The following is an 18,676-nucleotide window of genomic DNA, read 5'->3' as shown; positions in this document are numbered from 1 at the left end:
CGCAATATCAAATGGGAGAGATCAAATGAGCTTTGCAAAATGGACTGCCGGCCTGATGGCCGGAATGAGCATGCTGGCAATCGCGGCGCAGGCGGATGCGGGCGAGGTGCGCGTCACCGTTGCCGAGTACAGCGCCAAGACTGCTCCCTATTTCGCCGACGTCAAGAAGGAATTCGAGGCGGCAAACCCCGGCATATCAGTCAAGTTCGAGGTGGTACCTTGGGATGTGCTGCTGCAGAAGCTGACCACCGACATCACCGCCGGCACCAATGCCGATCTTTCGATCATCGGCACGCGCTGGCTGATCGACTTCGTGCAGCAGGACGTCGCGGAGCCGCTCGATAGCTACATCAAGCCTGACTTCAAGGACCGCTTCATCGACACTTTCCTTTCGCCCTCGATCATGGACGGCAAGACCTACGGCCTGCCGATCGCGGCCTCGGCGCGCGCCATGTACTACAACAAGGAGCTGTTCGAGAAGGCCGGCATCGCCAATCCGCCGGCAACCTGGACCGAGCTGCAGGAGGACGCCCGCAAGATCAAGGCGCTCGGGTCCGGCACCTTCGGTTTCGGCCTGCAGGGCAAGGAGATCGAGACCGACGTCTACTACTACTATGCGATGTGGTCCTACGGTACCGAAATCCTCAACAAGGACGGCACCTCCGGTCTCAGCACCCCGGGCGCGCTTGAAGCCGCCAAGCTCTACAAGTCGATGATCGACGAAGGTCTGACGGAGCCCGGCGTCACCTCCAACAGCCGCGAGGACGTACAGAACCTGTTCAAGCAGGGCAAGGTCGGCATGATGATTACCGCACCCTTCCTGTCCAACCAGATCAAGGAGGAGGCGCCGAACCTGAAATACGGCGTGGCGGCCATTCCCGCCGGACCGACCGGGGCGCGCGGCACATATGGCGTCACCGATTCCATCATCATGTTCAAAAACTCCAAGAACAAGGACGAGGCCTGGAAGCTGCTCGACTTCCTGTTCACCACGGAACAGCGCGCCAAGTTCACGCAGGGTGAAGGCTTCCTGCCGGTGAACAAGGAAGAGGCGAAAATGGACTATTACGTCAACAATGCCGATCTGGCGGCGTTCACCGCACTGTTGCCCGACGCCCGCTTCGCGCCGGTCATTCCGGGCTGGGAAGAGGTCGCGCAGATCACGTCGGATGCCATGCAGAAGATCTATCTCGGCGGCGACCCCGAGGCAGGATTGAAGGACGCAGCGGCCAAGGCCAACGCCGTCCTGAAGAAATAGGGCGTATCTCCCTGCGCCCGTGGCGCGCTCCGCTCAGGCGGGCGCGCCACATCTTGCAGACTTGACAGCGCCGCCCCAGCCAGTCTCCTTTCCTCTCCCCCCGATCGACGGGGGAGAGGAAGGCCCCCTTCCGCAACTGCTGCGAAGGACGGGCAGGCAGGTGAGGGGCGCGCCGACGGTTGCAAGGAATCCTGAAGCGGTGCCTTGAGAAGAACGAGGCGGGATTAAGTCAATCTGTTAAGGCAGCGCAATCCACTCTCCGCCCGCAAACACGGTACAGCCCAGCCGATGCAAAATCGTTTCTTGCCCTATCTCCTGACCTTGCCCAGCCTGTTCCTGGCGGCGGTCGTTATTTTCTGGCCCGTCTGGGACCTGATCCAGATCTCGACACATGAGGTCAACCGCTTCGGCCAGCTGCGCGAATTCAACGACTTCGCCAATTTCGCAGCGCTCACCGCCGATCCCGATTTCATGGCCGCTCTTTGGCGCACCGGCCAGTGGACCTTGATGGTCGTCGGCGGTGCGCTTTTGCTGTCGATTCCGGTGGCGATGATCCTCAACACCGATTTCTATGGCCGCGGCATCGCCCGCGTCATCATCATGCTGCCCTGGGCGGTGTCGCTGACCATGACCGCGGTGGTCTGGCGCTGGGCGCTGAGCGGCGAAAGCGGCATGCTGAATTCGGCGCTGATCGGCCTCGGCCTCATCGACCACAACATCCAGTGGCTGGCGAGCGCCGAGACCGCTTTCCCGATGCAGGTGCTGATCGGCATCCTGGTGACTGTGCCATTCACGACGACGATCTTCCTCGGTGGGCTGTCGTCGATCCCGGACGACCTCTACGAGGCGGCGGCACTCGAGGGGGCGACGCCGCTGCAGCAGTTCCGCGAGATCACCTTTCCGCTGCTGAAGCCATTCATCAACATCGCCATCGTGCTCAACACCATCTACGTTTTCAATTCCTTCCCGATCATCTGGGTGATGACGCAAGGCGGCCCGGCCAACTCGACCGACATCCTGGTCACCCATCTCTACAAGCTGGCCTTCCGCATCGGCAAACTGGGCGAAGCGTCGGCGGTGTCGCTGGTGATGTTCGCCATATTGCTGGTCTTCACCATGATCTACGTGCGGCTGGCAATGCGGGAGCAACGCGCATGACAAATCGGCTCATGACGCGAAAACTGAGGCGCTCGATCATTGCCTGGCTGCTGCTGACGCCGCTGATCGTGGTGACGCTCTTTCCTTTCGCCGTGATGCTGCTGACTGCGGTCAAGCCCAGGCAGGAAGTGCTGTCACCGACTTGGTGGCCGAGCGAATTCCGCTGGTCGAATTTTTCCGACATGTGGGTGGCGACCGGCTTTGGCCAGGCGCTGCTCAATTCGCTCTACGTGTCTGTGATCGCCACCGTCGGCGCCATCCTGATCTCGGTTCCGGCTGCCTATGCGATGTCGCGCTTCCGCTTTGCCGGTTACGGCGCCTTGCGCCAGTTCCTGCTGATCTCGCAGATGATCTCGCCGATCGTGCTGGTGCTCGGCCTGTTCCGGCTGATGGCCGCCTGGGGCCTTGTCGAGAGCACCACGGCGCTCGGCTTCATCTACATGGCCTTCAACGTCGCTTTCACGGTTTGGATGCTGCAGAGCTATTTCGACACCATTCCGCGCGATCTCGAGGAGGCGGCCTGGATGGAAGGTGCCGGCCGCTGGTTGACCTTGCGCAAGGTGTTCCTGCCGCTCTGCCTGCCGGCGGTCGCGGTGACCGCGATCTTCACCTTCATCAACGCCTGGAACGAATTCGTCGTGGCGCTCACCATGCTGCGCAGCCAGGAAAGCTATACGCTGCCGATCCAGGTGTTTTCGCTGGTCGCCGGCCGCTACACGATCGAATGGCACCACGTCATGGCGGCGACGTTGCTGGCGACCTTGCCGGTAGCGATCCTGTTCATCTGGCTGCAACGCTATCTCGTTCGCGGGCTGGCGCTCGGAGCGGTCAAATAGCGCCTATTCACGACGGAGCTTTCATGCGCATTTTCACCGCCTCATTGGCGACGGAAACCAACACGTTCTCGCCGGTTCCGACCGACCGGGCGTCATTCGAGATGGCCTTCTATGCCGGGCCCGGCAAGCATCCGGAAACGCCGACCCTGTGCTCGTCGCCGATGGTCGCGCTGCGCCGGTGCGCGGCCGCAGAGGGCCTCACCGTCATCGAGGGCACCGCCACCTGGGCCGAGCCGGGCGGCCTGGTGCAGCGGCAGACCTATGAGGCGCTACGCGACGAGATCCTGGGCCAGCTCAAGGCAGCACTGCCGGTCGATGCCGTCATCCTCGGCCTGCATGGCGCGATGGTGGCGCAAGGCTATGATGATTGCGAAGGCGATCTGCTCGAACGCGTCCGCGACATGGTCGGTCCGGAGGTGGTGATCGCTGTCGAACTTGATCCGCACAGCCATCTGACGCCGAAGCGCGTCGCGGCCTCAGACATCCTCGCCTACTTCCTCGAATTTCCACACACCGATTTCTACGAGCGCGGCGAACATGTCGTCGAGCTAGGCCTGGCAGCGGTGCGCGGCGAGATCAAGCCGGTCATCTCGACCTTCGATTGCCGCATGATCCAGGTGCTGCCGACCAGCCGCGAGCCGATGCGCTCCTTCATCGACCGCATCAAGGCACTGCACGGCAAGAACGGGGTGCTGTCGGTCTCGGTCATCCATGGCTTCATGGCCGCCGATGTGGCCGAGATGGGCACGCGCATCCTGGTCGTCACCGACAATGACAAGGCCAAGGGCGACGCGCTGGCGGAACGGCTGGGGCGCGAACTCTATGCGCTGCGCGAGAAGACGGCAATGACGATGCTGAGCACCGCCGACGGCATCAATCGGGCGCTGGCTGTGTGCGCGGAAAATCCAGGCAAGCCGGTGGTCATCGCCGACATCTGGGACAATCCCGGCGGCGGCGTTCCCGGCGACGGCACCTTCGTGCTGCGCCAGATGCTGGAGCGTGGGCTGAACAATGTCGGCGTTGCCACGATCTGGGATCCGATTGCCGTTACCTTTTGCCTGGCGGCCGGCGAAGGCGCGGTCATCGACCTGCGTTTCGGCGGCAAGGCCGGACCGCAGGCCGGCGAGCCGATCGACGCACGGGTCAAGGTGCTGAGGGCGGTTGCGGAGGGTTGGCAAAGTTTCGGGCCGAGCCGGGTGACGCTTGGGCCGGCGGCCTTGGTTCGCATCGAAGGCACCGAGGTCGACATCATCCTCAACACCAATCGCACGCAGACCTTCGAGCCGGATATCTTTTCCAATATCGGCGTCGATCCGCTGGCCAAAGACATGCTGCTGATCAAGTCGACCAATCATTTCTACGCCGGCTTCGAGCCGATCGCTGCCGAGATCATCTATGTCTCGGCGCCGAGTTCGTATCCGAGCAATCCAGCGGTGACCAACTACACCAAGCTGACGCGGCCGATCTGGCCGAGGGTGGCGGATCCGTGGAAGGGTGACGCTGCTGTTCTCCCTTCTTGAGGGGGAGATGTCGCCGAAGGCGACAGAGGGGGTCGGTACGACCGGGCTCGGCCTTCTTCTGCGCGAGGTCGGCGCTTTACGCGCAACGACCCCCTCTGGCCGCTTCGCGGCCATCTCCCCCTCAAGGGGGGAGATTGGCTAATCACACCAATCCCCGCTTCACCATCATCGCTTCCGGGGACGGCATCTTGCCGCGGAAGGCCGTATAAAGCTCCTCCGGGTCCTTCGAGCCGCCGGCGGCATAGATGTTCTTGCGTAGCCGCTCGGCGAGCGCCGGGTTGAAGGGGTCGCCGGTTTCCTCGAAGGCGGCGAAGGCGTCGGCGTCGAGCACTTCCGACCACATGTAGGAGTAATAGCCGGCGGAGTAGCCGTCACCGGAAAACACGTGGCCGAAATGGGGGGTGCGATGGCGCATGGCGATGGTGTCCGGCATGACAAGCTTTTCGAGCGTTTCGGCTTCGAAACGAAGCGGCTCCTGCGGCGCGTCCGGCCGCGCATGATAGGCCATGTCCATCAAGGCAGATGCGGTGAATTCCACTGTTGCAAAGCCAGCGCCGAAAGTCCGCGCGGCCAGCATCTTATCGAGCAGCGCCTTGGGCATCGGCTTGCCGGTCTTGACGTGCAACGCGTGCGTTTCCAGCACAGCCGGCACGGTCAGCCAGTGCTCGTAGAGCTGCGAGGGCAGTTCGACGAAATCTCGGCTGACCGAGGTTCCGGCGACCGACGGCCAGGTGACGTCGGTCAGCATGCCATGCAGCGCATGGCCGAACTCGTGGAACAGCGTCTTCGCCTCATCGACCGACAGCAGAGCCGGCTCGCCCACAGGCGGCTTGGCGAAGTTCATGATGTTGTAGATCACCGGTTTCGAGCCGTGGCCGAGCCCATAGCCGGATTGCAGCGCGCTCATCCAGGCGCCGGAGCGCTTTGACGGCCGCGCGAAATAATCGGCGAGGAACAGGCCTCGCTCACTGCCATCGGCATTCCTAACCACGAAGACACGCGCGTCGGGATGCCAGGCGGCGATACCCTTTTTCTCTTCGAAGGTGATGCCGAACAACCGTGTCGCCACGTCGAAGCAGGCGTCGATGATCCGGTCGAGCTGCAAATAGGGTTTAAGCTCGGCCTCGTCGAAGGCGAACTTCTCCGCACGCAGTTTCTCCTGGTAAAAGCGCCAGTCCCAAGCGGCGAATTTTTCGTTGCTGCCCGCCTGCGTCGCCAGCCGCTGCAGGTCGGTCTGGTCGGCCGCTGCCTTTTCCAGCGCCTTCTCCCACACCGGATCAAGCAGCGCGTGCACTGCCTCCGGCGTCTTGGCCATGGTGTCGTCGAGCTTCAGCGCGGCGAAGGAGCCGTAGCCGAGCAGCTTTGCCTTTTCGGCGCGCAGCTTCAGCATGTCGCGCACTACGGATGTGTTGTCGGTGGCGCCGCCATTCTGGCCACGCATGGTGAAGGCGCGGAAGGCGATTTCGCGCAGGTCGCGGCGTTCAGAGAAGGTCGAGAATGGCTCATAGATCGAGCGTGACAGGGTGACGGCATAGCGGCCCTTCTGGCCGCGCATTTCGGCCGCCTCGGCCATCGAGCTTTTCAGAAAGTCCGGCAGGCCGGCAAGATCGGCCTCGTCGAGGAACAGCGCCCAGTCGCGCTCGTCGGCAAGCACATTCTGGCCGAAAGTCGTTCCGAGCGAGGACAGCTCCTCGTTGATCTTTGCCAGCCGCCTCTTGCCGTCGGCGTCGAGCTTGGCGCCGGATCGTACAAAACCCTTCCAGGTCTTTTCCAGGACCCGCAGGGTCTCGGCATCGAGCTTCAGGCTCTCGCGGCGCTGGTAGAGATCGTCGATGCGGGCAAACAGCCTCTCATTCATCGAAATCGCCGAGAAATGCCTGGACATCTTTGGCGAGATGTCGCGCTCCAGCGCCTGGATCGTTTCATTGGTGTAGGCGCCGGCGCGGCACCAGAAGATCGACGAGACACGGTCGAGCGCCTCGCCGCCGAGTTCCAACGCGGCAAGCGTGTTGTCGATGGTCGGCGTATCTTCGTTGCTGGCGATCACTTCGATCTCGGCCTCATGCGCCTTCAGCGCCGCATCGAAGACCGGGGAAAAATCGCCGTCGCCAATGCGCGTAAAATCGGGCAGGCCGAGCGGTCCTTGCCACGCAGTCAGCGGATGGGCGGCGAGGTCGACGGCTTTCGTGGAATGCATGGACGGTCTTTCGCTGGTGATGGCAGGCAGGGTGGGTCGCTACCGATGTAGGACGCGACCGGCGGACCCGCAATACAGCAGGTGTCCGATATCAACTTCAAAAGCCGTCGCAGTTCTCGGCGATCGCCACTTGCGAGCTGGCGGTGATGCGGTTGTCGGCCACCGCGAAGCTTTCGTGCGTCAGCATGTCGTTGTTTGGAAAGTCGTAGCAGGCGACCACCGTGGTGACGCCGCCTTCGCTCTTCTCGATCCGGTGCCGGATCGCAGCACCGGCAACCGCGCCTTTCCATTCGTCGATCGAGGCGATGAATTCCTGCTTGCTTTGCACAATTCCGAGATCGTCCAGCTTGATGCGGACATCATCGGAGAGCAGGTCGGACAGCTCGGTGCGGTCGGCGACCAGCAACGCCGAATACCAGCGGCTGATGGTGGCGCGGTCATCGGCGCGTGCGGCAATAGTCGCGATCAGCAGCGCGGTCGCCGTCAAAACGATCGACCTGATATTCACCGCCTTGCGCGCTCTCTTCATCCCAGCTCCGGCCGTTCGAAATCGCCGGTTTCCTTGTTCATCACCCAGAGTTCACCAGTCGAAATGTCGAACCAGGCGCCGTGCAGCGACAGCCGCCCCTTGCCCTCGAGGATCGAGACGCACGGAAAGGTCCGGAGATTGGCAATGGAATAGCGGATCGAGATGCGCTCCAGCGCGGTCTGGCGCTCCGTCGCCGTCATGAAGGTGCTGGAGGAGACGGTTTCGGCCGCCGGCGCGATCAGACTCATCCACTTGCCGATGAAGTCGCCGGGCGACAGCGGTGCGAAATTGGTGTCGAGCGCAGCGCGGATGCCGCCGCAGCGGCCATGGCCCATGACGACGATGTTCTTGACCTTGAGGCTCTGCACGGCGAATTCGAGCGCGGCGGAGGTCGAATGGAATTCGCCGTCAGGCGCGTAGGGCGGCACAAGATTGCCGACGTTGCGCACCACGAAGAGTTCGCCAGGTCCGGCGTCGAAGATCGCTTCGGGTGCGGCGCGGGAATCGCAACAGGCAACGATCATCGTCTCCGGCGCCTGGCCTTCGCGGGCGAGCTCGCGATAGCGTCCGCTCTCGGTGAGGTAGCGGCCGCTCATGAAATTGCGATAGCCGGCGAGGAGATGGTCGGGGAGGTGAGGCATGGGCGGCTAAGGCCTTTCCGGGTTGGAGGCGGCAGCTCGTTGCAGTCGAGACAAGCCTCTAGCGGCAAAAGCCCGTAGCGAGCAATGCAGAATTGTGGGAGCTCGTCGTAAAAGCCAGGCACGAAGCGCGACTCTCGCAGGCACCCTCACGCCCAAATGGCAACCGGTATGCCAACACGATCGATGAGCGGTGGATCGGGAAACGGCCGTGCCACGCCATCGGCGATGCGGCCGGCGATCAGCATCATCGCCGCCGCGTCAAGGAAGTCATCGGCGGCCGCACCGCGTGGCGGCGGCTGGTCGAGGAAGCCCATCTCATAGCCGTGCCGGCAGAGCAGCGCCTTGCGTTCCGCCATGCCGTCCGGATTGATGCTGCCCTTGATCTTCTTCGGCAGCCGCATGGCCTGATCGCCATTCAGCCGGCAGAAGGCGACCTCCGGATGCGATTCGAACACACGGCCGCGCAAATCGGGCCGCGCAATCAGCAGTGCGTCGATCTCGCGGATCTTGGCAAAAATGCCGAACGCCTTGATCGAAACGCCGCGCGGCGGGTCGGATGTGGCTTTGGCCACCTCGCTTGCCCTGATGTGAGCGGCATACCAGGCTTCGATGGTGGTGAAGTCGCTGGTGTCGGCATAGAGCGCGGCGCGGGACGGGATCGAGAAGACGCTGGATTGGCGTGCCCCAAGCAGCGGGCGCACCAGCGCTTCGGGGCCGCGCCCACCTTTGCTCGAAAATTCGGGCAGCCCGATCGGCATGTCGACAGCAATGACAGCATCGTCGGGGAGCGAGGCAAGTAAGGCAGCGAAGCTTGCAAAGACCGCGACGGAAGCAATCGAACCGGGGTTACGAAGTATCGAACGGGGGTTACGAAGTGTCGAACCGGGGTCGTGCCGGACGGCGATCCAACCGGCCTTGCAGCCGTCGACGCCGACAAGAACGGTCTTAGTCGGTATCACGCCCGGCGGTCCCGCCCTGGATGCGTGAGGTGGCGAAGCTGCACCATTGCCATCGGGTGCGACAGGCTCTGCGCATCGGTTTCGAGCTGCAGTTCGTCGCCGCCGCGCTTGGCGGTGCGCGCCAGGATCTCGTAGACCGCCGCCGTCGTCGACTGCAGCGCCTTGATCGGCGGCTGACCGGACAGGATGCGCGCAAGGTAGACCGCTGCGGTCAGATCGCCCAGGCCATTCGGCGGCTTGTTGATCAGGCGATGCTCGGCCAGCAAGGCCTGGCTGCCATCGAGCATAAGATTGCCGGTACCGCCCGTCATCATCGACGGCGCCGAGGTGACCAGCATGGTTGATGGTCCGGCATGAAGGGCGGCCGCGATCACCGATTTCAAGTCGGGCAATGGAGCGCCGGCCATCCATTCCAGTTCGTAGCGATTGGGGGTGGCGATGTCGGCGATCGGCATCAGCCGGTCTCGCATGGCGATGGCGGTCGGTTCGGGCACATAGAGGCCGCCCGAATCACCCATCACCGGATCACAGATATAGACGGCGTCAGGCGTCCTTGCCTTCACCGCGGCGACCAGCGAGGCGACCGCCTCGGCCTGGCCGGCCTCGCCGAGATAGCCGGATAGCACGGCGCCGACCTCACCCAGCCACGGCGCGCGCTCCAGATCGGCCATCAAAGCCTTGAACTGGTCGAGCGGCGGCACGATGCGCGTCGCCCTCCCGTGGCCGGGATGCCAGGGCAGGATGACCGTCGGTACTGCCCAGACCGGGAAGCCCAGCGTCTCCAGCGCGAACACGGCGGCGCGGTTGCCGACCGAGCCGCGCGCGACATGGCTGGAAATGACGATGACCGCACGCGGCGCGTCGGTTGGTTCGGCGCTCATTGTTGCTTGATTCCTAACTGCCCCGGATGACGTAAAGCACGAGCCAGACCATCAGGCCCAGCGCCAGCAGCAGGCCAAGTGTCCGGCCAATGCGGGTGCCCCAGACTTCGATCGGATCGGCACGATCGGCATCGGCCGCGGTGACGTGATCGTGCATGCCTTTCGTGGCCCGCGCGACAAACGAGTTGCCGGCCGGATCCGTCTCTTGGGCAACGCGCTCGAGGATGCGGCGCGATTCCTTCTCGCTGTCCTGGCGTTCCGCCATGGTGATGTCCTGTTTCGACAGGACCTTACCGCGTTCGCCTTGCCAATTACAGGGCCTTGCGGCTGAAGGTAACGTGTCGATAACCGTGCCCGTCGAGGTCATTTTCTTGCGTGCCGATTGTGGTAATGCTTCGCACGCAACTTCTACCGAGGGACCTCTTCATGTTTGCCCAGCGCATTGCCCAGCCGTCCATGTCACGCACGCTGCCTGCCTTCCTGGTAATGGCGATCGTGCTGCCGCTGCTTGCCGGCTGCGGATACAACACCATCCCGACGGCAGAGGAAAACGCCAAGGCGGCATGGAGCGAGGTGCTGAACCAGTATCAACGCCGCGCCGACCTCATCCCCAATCTGGTCGAGACGGTCAAGGGCTATGCCTCTCACGAAAAGGACACGCTCGATGCGGTCGTCGAAGCGCGCGCCAAGGCCACCCAGATCACGGTGACGCCGGAAACGTTGAACAATCCTGAAGCGTTCAAGAAGTTCCAGGACAGCCAGGCCGGCCTGACCAGCGCACTGTCGCGGCTCTTGGCCGTGGTCGAGAACTATCCCGACCTCAAGGCCAACCAGAATTTCCTGGCGCTGCAGGCGCAGCTCGAAGGCACCGAAAACCGTATCGCGGTGGCGCGGCGCGACTACATCCTGGCGGTGAAGGAATACAATCTGACGCTGAGGACCTTCCCCTCGGTGCTTTGGGCGACGTTCTGGTTCCGCAGCAACCAGCCCTTCGCCAATTTCACCATCGAAGACGACAAGCTACAGACGCCGAAGGTCGATTTCGGCACGAAGCAGGGCGGGTGATCGTCGACTGTCATCGGAATAAATCTCGCGAAATCACGGACTGCTGGCGTGCAAACACCCCCCTCTGTGCTGCCGGACATCTCCCCCTCAAGGGGGGAGATTGGCAGTTTCGAGCGCATTGCTCATCCTTCTGCGTCGGTGATTGGGGAAGGCCGGTGTGGCGTCCAATCTCCCCCCTTGAGGGGGAGATGTCCGGCAGGACAGAGGGCGCCGCGGAACACCTACCTTTCCTTTCTTAGCCTTCTTGCCAGCCTCTTCTTCCTCCCTTTCACCGCTTTCGCCGCCGAACTTCCAGCCCTGACCGGCCGTGTCGTCGACAATGCCGGCATCATCGATACGGCGACGAAGGCGGCGCTGACGCAGAAGCTTGCCGATTTCGAGACGAAAGGCTCGGATCAGATCGTCGTCGCGACGATTCCCAGCCTCGATGGCGAAGAGATCGAACCCTACGCCAACCGGCTGTTTCGCTTCTGGAAACTCGGCCAGGCGAAGGAAAACAATGGCGTCCTTTTGCTGGTGGCGAAGAACGACCGCAAGATGCGCATCGAGGTCGGCTACGGGCTGGAAGGTACCCTGACGGACCTGCATACGAAGCTGATCATCGAAAACGACATGGTGCCGGCCTTTCGCGCCGGCGATTTCTCCGGCGGCATAGAAAAGGCCGTCGACGACATGATCATGGTGCTGGAAGGTAATCCGGAAGAACTGGAAGCGCGGGGCAAGCGCAACCAGCAGGCGCCCTTCAATTCCGATGACCTGTTCTTCGGCGTCTTCATCAGCATCTGGGCGATCATCTTCTTCGGCAGCATCGCGGCTTCGATCCTGCCGCCGATCTTCGGCCAGAAGCTTGGGCCCGGCCGCTATCGCTGGCTCGGCATGACTTTCGAGCCACACCGGCGGTCCTCCGGTGGCGGCTGGTCGTCGGGAGGTTCCGGCGGTGGCTGGTCCTCGGGCGGCGGCGGGTTTTCCGGCGGCGGTGGCTCATCCGGTGGGGGCGGTTCTTCAGGAAGCTGGTGAGACAGATCATGGCGACACGACCAATCAGCCCGCAGGATCATGAGCGCATCGCAACCGCGATCCGCGCCGCCGAGGAGAAGACCGACGGCGAAATCTACTGCGTGGTGGCGCACGCCAGCGATGGGTATTTCTTCCCGGCTGCCTTCATGGCGACAGTATGCTTGCTGATCGTCAGTCTGGCCGTCGGCTATGGGCTGGAAGCCTGGTGGCTGTCGATCCGGCTGCCGCATTTTGTCCTTGCCCAGCTTCTGGCGCTTGCCAGCTTGCTGGCCATGTTGTGGGCGATGCCCGGCCTGCGCATCCATCTGGTGCCGAGACGGCTGCGCTACCAGGCCGCGCACGCCAATGCGGTCAAGCAGTTCCTCGCCCGCAACGTCCACCGCACCACGGCGCGCACCGGGGTGCTGGTCTTCGTCTCGATCGCCGAACGCTACGCCGAAGTGGTCGCCGATTCGGGCATCGATGCCAAGGTCGGCCAGCATGTCTGGGATGGTGTCGTGCGCGACCTTACCGCGCATGCCGGCGACGACCGGCTCGCCGACGGCTTCATCAATGCCATCGAACTGGTGGGGGCGGTTCTGGTCGAGCATTTCCCGGTCACATTGGGCGACAGCAACGAGTTGGACGATCACCTCGTAGAAATTTGAGCCTTTCCACAGAGACATTGAAGGCCTCACCAGGCGATGATCGCTTGTGAGAAAGCCGGCGGCGGGCCGCCCGGACTCTTGCAATCGGGCGATGCGGGTTTATGGTTAACAAATCATGAATACGCTGACGATCGACATCAGGAAGGCCGACCCGCGCGATGCCAGTGCCATCGCCGAGGTGCATCTGGAGGCTTGGCGCGGCGCCTATTCCGGCATTATTCCGCACCGCACCCTGACATCGATGATCAACCGACGCGGCGCCGACTGGTGGGCGAATGCGATTCGCCGCGCCGCCACAGTTCTGGTCGTGGAGATCGGCGGCAAGGTCGCCGGCTATGCGACGATCGGCAAGAACCGCGCCCGAGAGCTCAAGCAGCAAGGCGAAATCTACGAATTGTACCTGCGCCCGGAATATCAGGGCATCGGGCTCGGCAGTCGCCTGTTCGCGGCAGCCAGGGCCCGTCTGGCCGATCACGGGCTGAAAGGCATGGTGGTTTGGGCGTTGGAAGACAACCAGAACGCGCTCGCCTTCTATGCCAGCGCCGGCGGACGCGATGTCGCCGAAGGCGTCGAGATCTTCGAGCAGAAGGCGCTGAAGAAGGTCGCTTTCGTCTGGGAATGACACCTCGGCCTTTCCGGCCGTCCGCGTGTTCCGATCGGATCCTAGGCACCATTCGCCGCATTGCACCATGGCGCGCCGCCCGCTATCGATCTTTTATCGAGAGAGGGACAAAGCCATGCGCATAGAAGCCATCGCCAGTGGAAAGAATCCGCCTGAGGACGTCAACGTCATCATCGAGGTGCCGATCGGCGGCGAGCCGATCAAGTATGAGATGGACAAGGAGGCCGGCACGCTGTTCGTCGACCGCTTCCTGCACACCTCGATGCGCTACCCCGGCAATTACGGCTTCGTGCCGCACACGCTGTCGGGCGACGGCGATCCGATCGACGTGCTGGTCTGCAACACGCGCGCGCTGGTGCCGGGCTGCGTCATCAACGTGCGGCCAATCGGCGTGCTGATCATGGAAGACAATGCCGGCCAGGACGAGAAGATCATCGCCGTGCCGTCACCGAAGCTGACGCTGCGTTACGAGAACGTCACCGAATACACCCAGCTGCCCGACATCACCCGCCAGCAGGTGCAGCACTTCTTCGAGCACTACAAGGATCTCGAGCCCGGCAAATGGGTCAAGATCGAAGGCTGGCACGATTCCAAATATGCCAGGAAGATGATCGTCGACGCGATCGAGCGGGCCAAGGCGAGCAAGTAACCGCGCTTCGTCATCCTCGGGCTTGGCCCGAGGATCGATGCCGTGAAGCTAGCCGAACTTCGCGGCGGAACAGATTCCGCGGATCGTGTCGTTGCGCTCCTTGCCCCGCCCGTGGATGACGAAGCTACGGGCGCGATGGCCAATTCCCACCGTGTCAGTTGTCGACCCGGCCGAAAGCCGGCACGTTGCCGATGACGGTGTGCCTGTCCTTGCCGCAGGCGAAGGTTCGCGCCTTGTCGTCGGCAAGCTTGCGCGCCTGATCGTTGGCGGCGGGGTTGCCGGTGGCCAGCACCAGGCCGATCGTGCAGCCGTCGCGGGCCTCCATCTGGCCGACTTTGGCGACGAGCAACACTTCGGTCGACTTTTTTTCGTCATCCGGGTTGCTGATCGTGCGGCGATGGATGACGGCAAAGGGCACTGCGGTCTCGCCCTTGGTCTCGACGCGCCATTCGATCTTGGCTCCGGATGAATTGAAACCGGAAAAGCTCTCCCAGACGGTCGTCATGTCGCCACCGGGCGGAAAACCGTAGAACAGCGATTCACGAGCATCGTCATAGGCAATCAGCACAGGATAGCCGCGGTAGCCCGAACAGGCGAGGTCGGCCCAGTCGCCGTCGCCTTCCTCGGCCTGCGCGTAAGTCACGCAGTCCTTCTTCGAGTCGAGATCGGTGTAGGCGCTTGCAATGCCGTCGGCGTGTGCGGCCTGGCAGAAGCCCGCGAGAGTGAGCAGAATCAGCAGGCTGCGCATCGCGGACACTCCGTTGCAGGCCATCGCAGCGTAGCGCCAAATGCTATTTCTTCAAGCTGGCTTCAATCAGCAGATCGGCGTTGCGGGCGACCGCTTTTGCCGGACCGCCGAGCCCGAACAACTGACCGCTGATATAGGCGCCCTCGATCAGGAGCAGCAGGCCGTCGCCGAGCGTGTCAGGGTCTTGGGCGCCCATCGCAACCGCCATGGCGCGCAGGCGGCGGCGCAGTTCCTGCTTGTTGGCCTCGCTGACCACGCGGGCCGGATGGCTGTGATCGGGATATTCGACCGCCGCATTGGTCATGCCGCAGCCGCGATAGTCAGCCACTTGCGTTCGCTTGCCGATGCGGGTCAGGAAAGCCTTGATCTGCGCGCGCGGGTCGCCGGGATGAGCGGCGACAGCCTCATCGAAACGCTCCCAGTATTCAAGGTCGTATTGCCTGAGATAAGATGCGGCCAGTTCATCCTTGGAAGGGAAGCTGCGATAGAGGCTCGGCTTGGTGACGCCGGCGCGTTTGACGATCTCGTCGACGCCGATCGCCCTGATACCGCGGCGGTAGAACAGATCATAGGCGACATCGAGAATCTTCTTGGCGGCTTTCGGCGGCGCCGATGCATGACCGTCGCTGATGGTCAGATCAATATTTTTGTCCGTTGGCATCGTGTGACTCGATTGACAATGTTACCGATCGGTACGTATACCTGCTCACACCCTGCAACGTACCGGTCAGTAACATGATAACTCAATCACGTCCCTTTGGCCAGCGCTACGCCTTCGTCGTGGTTGGCATCATCTTTCTCTGCCTGCTGGTCGCGGCCGGCCTGCGGTCCGCGCCCGCCGTCATGATGCTGCCGCTGGAGAACAGCTTTGGCTGGCGGCGAGACGTCATCTCGCTGGCCGCTGGTGTCGGCATCCTGCTTTACGGTCTCACCGGTCCGTTTGCCGCGGCCCTGATGGAGCGCATCGGGCTGCGCCGCACGCTGCTCGCCTCCCTGATGGTGATGTCGGGCTCCACCGCGCTCAGCCTGCTTATGACCAAGCCCTGGCATCTGTTCATCACCTGGGGCGTGTTCTCGGGCATTGGTTCCGGCGCTGTCGCTAGCGTGCTCGGCGCCACCATCGTCAATCGCTGGTTCAAGACCAATCGCGGCCTTGTCATGGGACTGATGTCGGCCTCAAGCGCCTCTGGCATGCTGGTGTTCCTGCCGATGATCGCCGCGCTGGCGCAGTCGGGTGGCTGGCAGCCGGTCGTCGTTGCGGTGGCGATCGCCACCGCGGCCCTGATACCGCTGGTCTGGCTGCTGGTGCCGGAACGGCCGGCCTCGATCGGCATGGTGCGCTACGGCGCCGAGGCCGACGACGTGCCGCCGGCTCCGCCCGCGTCACAGGGCAATTTCCTCGCGCATACGTTCTCGACGCTGCGCCGCGCCGCCGGCACGAGGGTGTTCTGGTATCTGTTCGCCACCTTCTTCGTCTGCGGCTTCACCACCAACGGGCTGGTCGGCACGCATCTGATCGCGTTCTGCGGCGACATGGGCATCGGCGAGGTTCAGGCCGCCGGCCTGCTGTCGATGATGGGCATTTTCGACCTGATCGGCACGACACTGTCGGGCTGGCTTACCGACCGCTACGATCCGCGCAAGCTGCTTGGCGTCTATTACGGCATTCGTGGCCTGTCGCTGATCTATCTGCCCTATTCCGGCTTCTCGGCGACCAGCCTGATCATCTTCGCCGTGCTCTACGGCCTCGACTGGATCGCCACCGTGCCGCCGACGCTGAGGCTCGCCAACGAGGCGTTCGGCGATCGCAGCGGACCGATCGTGTTCGGTTGGATCGTCGCCGGCCACCAGATCGGCGCGGCGGCCGCGGCCGCTTTCGGCGGCACCATGCGCGAGCTGCAAGGCAATTACGAACTGGCCTTCCTGATTGCCGGCATGACGGCGATTGCCGCGGCGTGTATCTCGCTGCTGATCAACACCAGCCGGCCGGCTTTCGATCCGGAGCCGCAGGCGGCGTAGCTGCGACGGCGGAGCGCTAATCTCCCCCCTTGAGGGGGAGATGGCCGCGAAGCGGCCAGAGGGGGTCGGTCCGACCGGGCTCTGCCTCCTGGTGCAGATGGAGGTCGGCGCTCTATGCGCGGCGACCCCCTCTGTCGCCTTCGGCGACATCTCCCCCTCGAGGGGGGAGATCACCCTGTTCACTGTTATCAAACCTTCATCATCCCGAGATGCGCCTGAAACATTGACGCTGGATCTTGGTGGCACCGTTCAAGCCATCCAGGAAACAGCCATGAACAAGCTTTCGATGACCCGCCGCGCCTTCGTCACGTCCGCCAGCGCCGTTGGCCTGGCCGGCGTTTCGAGCCTGGCACTGCCATACTATTCGCGCGCCAATCAGCGGCCGGCCTTCACCCATGGCGTCCAGTCGGGCGATGTCGACGCCACCAGCGGCATGGTTTGGACGCGCACCGATCGCCCGTCGCGCGTCATGTTCGAGGTGTCGTCGACGGAGAATTTCGCCAATGCGACGCGCCTGGCACCGCTCGATACGTCGCCGGCCAGCGATTACACCGTCAAACGGCTGCTCACCGACCTCGCTTCCGACCAGGACATCTTCTACCGCATGACATCAGCCGATCTCGCCGACATCAACGCCGTTTCGGAGCCTATCACCGGCCGCTTCAGGACGGCGCCGGCCTCGAAGCGCGACATCCGCTTTGCCTGGTCGGGCGACACGGCCGGCCAGGGCTGGGGCATCGACGAGACCGGCATGAAGACCTACGCCACGATCGGCAGGCATACGCCCGATTTCTTCCTGCACTCGGGCGACACCATCTATGCCGACGGCGCCATGAAGGACGAGGTCGACCTGCCCGGTGGCGGCAAGTGGAAGAACGTCGTGCTGATCGACGGCAAGCGCAAGGTCGCCGAGACGCTGGACGAATACCGAGACCAGTGGAAATACAACATGATGGACCGGAACGTGCTCGGGTTGAGCGCCATCTGCCCGACCTTCTACCAATGGGACGACCACGAAGTTCTAAACAACTGGTCGGATTCGAAGAATCTCAGCGCCGACAATCGCTATACGGAGAAATCCATCCACGTGCTGGCGGCCCGCGCGGCGCGCGCCTTCCATGAGATGACGACGATCCGCTATGAACCCTCCGAGCCCGGCCGTGTCTATCGCAAGATCGCTTACGGGCCGCTGCTCGACGTGTTCTTCCTCGACATGCGGTCCTATCGCGGCCCCAATGGTCCGGACATGCAAGATGAGATGACCCCGCAATCGCGCATTCTCGGCGAACAGCAGACGAAATGGCTGAAGCGCGAGCTGGCGAGTTCGAAGGCGACCTGGAAAATCATCGCCGCCGACATGCCGCTCGGCCTCGTCGTCTGGGATGACGGCACCAAGAAGGTCGGCGCCGAAGCGGTCAGCAATGGCGATAATGGCTTGCCAAAGGGACGCGAGCTCGAGATCGCCGACCTGCTGCGTTTCATCAAGAACGCCGGCATCAGCAACACAGTCTGGCTGACCGCCGACGTGCACTACACGGCCGCCCACCACTACAACCCGGACAAGGCGCAGTTCCAGGATTTCAATCCGTTCTGGGAATTCGTCTCGGGCCCGATCCACGCCGGCACGTTCGGCCCCAACGATTTTGACATGACATTCGGGCCGGAGCTGAAGTTCATCAAGGCGCCGACTGCCGAACAGGGTCAGAACCTGCCGCCATCGGCGGGCCTGCAATTCTTCGGGCTGGTCGATATTTCAGGCGCCAGCGAGCAGATGACGGTGCGGCTGATGGACCGCGACGACAACGAACTCTTCAAGGTAACGCTCGACCCAGTACGGTCGGCATAAACGCACTATTCACCCTCCCCCTTGTGGGCAGGGCTATCGCATATGAGTAAAGAGCTGGAAGAGGAAGTCTCTGTTCCATCTGGC

General features: G+C 63.0%; 19 protein-coding genes. 11 read left to right on the top strand and 8 right to left on the bottom strand.

Going from position 1 to position 18,676, the window contains the following annotated elements; all coding sequences use genetic code 11:
- Nucleotides 1-25: 25 nt before the first annotated feature.
- The 4 genes from X744_RS149660 to X744_RS149675 all read left to right on the top strand — a co-directional run bounded on the left by X744_RS149660 (nt 26) and on the right by X744_RS149675 (nt 4,772).
- Entirely contained in the window at nt 26-1,258 is a 1,233-nt protein-coding gene (locus tag X744_RS149660) for a sugar ABC transporter substrate-binding protein (RefSeq protein ID WP_023760868.1), read from the top strand.
- A 288-nt stretch (nt 1,259-1,546) separates the two neighbouring features.
- Nucleotides 1,547-2,416 carry a sugar ABC transporter permease gene (locus tag X744_RS149665; protein WP_023760867.1) on the top strand — a complete coding sequence of 290 codons (870 nt, stop codon included), beginning with the start codon at nt 1,547-1,549 and terminating at the stop codon, nt 2,414-2,416.
- Entirely contained in the window at nt 2,413-3,252 is an 840-nt protein-coding gene (locus X744_RS149670; protein ID WP_031260690.1) for a carbohydrate ABC transporter permease, read from the top strand. Before X744_RS149665 ends, X744_RS149670 begins: the two co-directional genes overlap by 4 nt.
- A gap of 23 nt (nt 3,253-3,275) precedes the next feature.
- Nucleotides 3,276-4,772, top strand: a complete 1,497-nt coding sequence (locus X744_RS149675; RefSeq protein WP_023760865.1) for a M81 family metallopeptidase — start codon at nt 3,276-3,278, stop codon at nt 4,770-4,772.
- 142 nt (nt 4,773-4,914) lie between these two features.
- Here X744_RS149675 and X744_RS149680 read toward each other — a convergent pair whose 3' ends face one another.
- From X744_RS149680 to X744_RS149705, 6 genes are all read right to left on the bottom strand, one after another.
- On the bottom strand, nt 4,915-6,969 hold the full coding sequence (locus X744_RS149680; RefSeq protein WP_023760863.1) for a M3 family metallopeptidase: 2,055 nt from the start codon (nt 6,967-6,969) through the stop codon (nt 4,915-4,917).
- Between the two features lie 97 nt (nt 6,970-7,066).
- Nucleotides 7,067-7,498 carry a hypothetical protein gene (locus X744_RS149685; protein WP_023760862.1) on the bottom strand — a complete coding sequence of 144 codons (432 nt, stop codon included), beginning with the start codon at nt 7,496-7,498 and terminating at the stop codon, nt 7,067-7,069.
- Nucleotides 7,495-8,139, bottom strand: coding sequence for a carbonic anhydrase (locus tag X744_RS149690; protein WP_023760861.1), 645 nt, complete (start codon nt 8,137-8,139; stop codon nt 7,495-7,497). The genes X744_RS149685 and X744_RS149690 overlap by 4 nt, the downstream gene beginning before the upstream one ends.
- Nucleotides 8,140-8,285: 146 nt before the next feature.
- Nucleotides 8,286-9,098, bottom strand: coding sequence for a DUF429 domain-containing protein (locus X744_RS149695; RefSeq protein ID WP_023760860.1), 813 nt, complete (start codon nt 9,096-9,098; stop codon nt 8,286-8,288).
- Entirely contained in the window at nt 9,095-9,979 is an 885-nt protein-coding gene (gene pdxY / locus X744_RS149700) for a pyridoxal kinase PdxY (RefSeq protein WP_023760859.1), read from the bottom strand. The genes X744_RS149695 and pdxY overlap by 4 nt, the downstream gene beginning before the upstream one ends.
- Before the next feature lie 13 nt (nt 9,980-9,992).
- Nucleotides 9,993-10,244 (bottom strand): hypothetical protein, encoded by a 252-nt coding sequence (locus X744_RS149705; RefSeq protein ID WP_023760858.1) that lies wholly within the window; start codon nt 10,242-10,244, stop codon nt 9,993-9,995.
- A gap of 161 nt (nt 10,245-10,405) precedes the next feature.
- Between X744_RS149705 and X744_RS149710 the strand changes: the two genes are divergently transcribed.
- The 5 genes from X744_RS149710 (at nt 10,406) to ppa (ending at nt 13,979) form a co-directional block, all read left to right on the top strand.
- The gene (locus X744_RS149710; RefSeq protein WP_023760857.1) at nt 10,406-11,044 is read left to right on the top strand and encodes a LemA family protein; all 639 of its coding nucleotides are present in this window, start codon (nt 10,406-10,408) and stop codon (nt 11,042-11,044) included.
- Nucleotides 11,045-11,221: 177 nt separating this feature from the next.
- Nucleotides 11,222-12,061, top strand: a complete 840-nt coding sequence (locus X744_RS149715; RefSeq protein ID WP_023760856.1) for a YgcG family protein — start codon at nt 11,222-11,224, stop codon at nt 12,059-12,061.
- 8 nt (nt 12,062-12,069) lie between these two features.
- Nucleotides 12,070-12,708: a TPM domain-containing protein gene (locus X744_RS149720; protein WP_023760855.1), complete on the top strand. Its 639-nt coding sequence runs from the start codon at nt 12,070-12,072 to the stop codon at nt 12,706-12,708.
- Nucleotides 12,709-12,823: 115 nt separating this feature from the next.
- Complete coding sequence (locus tag X744_RS149725) at nt 12,824-13,330, top strand: GNAT family N-acetyltransferase (protein ID WP_023760854.1); 507 nt, start codon at nt 12,824-12,826, stop codon at nt 13,328-13,330.
- A gap of 115 nt (nt 13,331-13,445) precedes the next feature.
- The gene (ppa, locus tag X744_RS149730) at nt 13,446-13,979 is read left to right on the top strand and encodes an inorganic diphosphatase (RefSeq protein ID WP_023760853.1); all 534 of its coding nucleotides are present in this window, start codon (nt 13,446-13,448) and stop codon (nt 13,977-13,979) included.
- Nucleotides 13,980-14,133: 154 nt separating this feature from the next.
- On the opposite strand, the gene X744_RS149735 is transcribed toward ppa, so the two are convergent.
- Together X744_RS149735 and X744_RS149740 are read right to left on the bottom strand one after the other, a co-directional pair.
- Nucleotides 14,134-14,727 carry a hypothetical protein gene (locus X744_RS149735; protein WP_023760852.1) on the bottom strand — a complete coding sequence of 198 codons (594 nt, stop codon included), beginning with the start codon at nt 14,725-14,727 and terminating at the stop codon, nt 14,134-14,136.
- A gap of 43 nt (nt 14,728-14,770) precedes the next feature.
- Nucleotides 14,771-15,388: a TetR/AcrR family transcriptional regulator gene (locus tag X744_RS149740; RefSeq protein ID WP_023760851.1), complete on the bottom strand. Its 618-nt coding sequence runs from the start codon at nt 15,386-15,388 to the stop codon at nt 14,771-14,773.
- 74 nt (nt 15,389-15,462) lie between these two features.
- Between X744_RS149740 and X744_RS149745 the strand changes: the two genes are divergently transcribed.
- Together X744_RS149745 and X744_RS149750 are read left to right on the top strand one after the other, a co-directional pair.
- The gene (locus tag X744_RS149745; RefSeq protein ID WP_031260689.1) at nt 15,463-16,746 is read left to right on the top strand and encodes an MFS transporter; all 1,284 of its coding nucleotides are present in this window, start codon (nt 15,463-15,465) and stop codon (nt 16,744-16,746) included.
- 271 nt (nt 16,747-17,017) lie between these two features.
- Nucleotides 17,018-18,592: an alkaline phosphatase gene (locus X744_RS149750; RefSeq protein WP_023760849.1), complete on the top strand. Its 1,575-nt coding sequence runs from the start codon at nt 17,018-17,020 to the stop codon at nt 18,590-18,592.
- The last annotated feature ends 84 nt before the right edge of the window (nt 18,593-18,676 follow it).

It is taken from the genome of Mesorhizobium sp. LNHC252B00, assembly GCF_000502955.1.
Lineage (GTDB): Bacteria > Pseudomonadota > Alphaproteobacteria > Rhizobiales > Rhizobiaceae > Mesorhizobium.
This window is presented reverse-complemented; position numbering and strand designations above follow the sequence as displayed.

Coding starts and splice junctions, on each gene's coding strand:
- pdxY (WP_023760859.1), bottom strand. CDS start 9,979: ATGAGCGCCGAACCAACCGACGCGCCGCGTGCGGTCATCGTCATTTCC.
- X744_RS149705 (WP_023760858.1), bottom strand. CDS start 10,244: ATGGCGGAACGCCAGGACAGCGAGAAGGAATCGCGCCGCATCCTCGAG.
- X744_RS149680 (WP_023760863.1), bottom strand. CDS start 6,969: ATGCATTCCACGAAAGCCGTCGACCTCGCCGCCCATCCGCTGACTGCG.
- X744_RS149740 (WP_023760851.1), bottom strand. CDS start 15,388: ATGCCAACGGACAAAAATATTGATCTGACCATCAGCGACGGTCATGCA.
- X744_RS149675 (WP_023760865.1), top strand. CDS start 3,276: ATGCGCATTTTCACCGCCTCATTGGCGACGGAAACCAACACGTTCTCG.
- X744_RS149690 (WP_023760861.1), bottom strand. CDS start 8,139: ATGCCTCACCTCCCCGACCATCTCCTCGCCGGCTATCGCAATTTCATG.
- X744_RS149750 (WP_023760849.1), top strand. CDS start 17,018: ATGAACAAGCTTTCGATGACCCGCCGCGCCTTCGTCACGTCCGCCAGC.
- X744_RS149710 (WP_023760857.1), top strand. CDS start 10,406: ATGTTTGCCCAGCGCATTGCCCAGCCGTCCATGTCACGCACGCTGCCT.
- X744_RS149725 (WP_023760854.1), top strand. CDS start 12,824: ATGAATACGCTGACGATCGACATCAGGAAGGCCGACCCGCGCGATGCC.
- X744_RS149745 (WP_031260689.1), top strand. CDS start 15,463: ATGATAACTCAATCACGTCCCTTTGGCCAGCGCTACGCCTTCGTCGTG.
- X744_RS149720 (WP_023760855.1), top strand. CDS start 12,070: ATGGCGACACGACCAATCAGCCCGCAGGATCATGAGCGCATCGCAACC.
- X744_RS149670 (WP_031260690.1), top strand. CDS start 2,413: ATGACAAATCGGCTCATGACGCGAAAACTGAGGCGCTCGATCATTGCC.
- X744_RS149665 (WP_023760867.1), top strand. CDS start 1,547: ATGCAAAATCGTTTCTTGCCCTATCTCCTGACCTTGCCCAGCCTGTTC.
- X744_RS149685 (WP_023760862.1), bottom strand. CDS start 7,498: ATGAAGAGAGCGCGCAAGGCGGTGAATATCAGGTCGATCGTTTTGACG.
- ppa (WP_023760853.1), top strand. CDS start 13,446: ATGCGCATAGAAGCCATCGCCAGTGGAAAGAATCCGCCTGAGGACGTC.
- X744_RS149735 (WP_023760852.1), bottom strand. CDS start 14,727: ATGCGCAGCCTGCTGATTCTGCTCACTCTCGCGGGCTTCTGCCAGGCC.
- X744_RS149660 (WP_023760868.1), top strand. CDS start 26: ATGAGCTTTGCAAAATGGACTGCCGGCCTGATGGCCGGAATGAGCATG.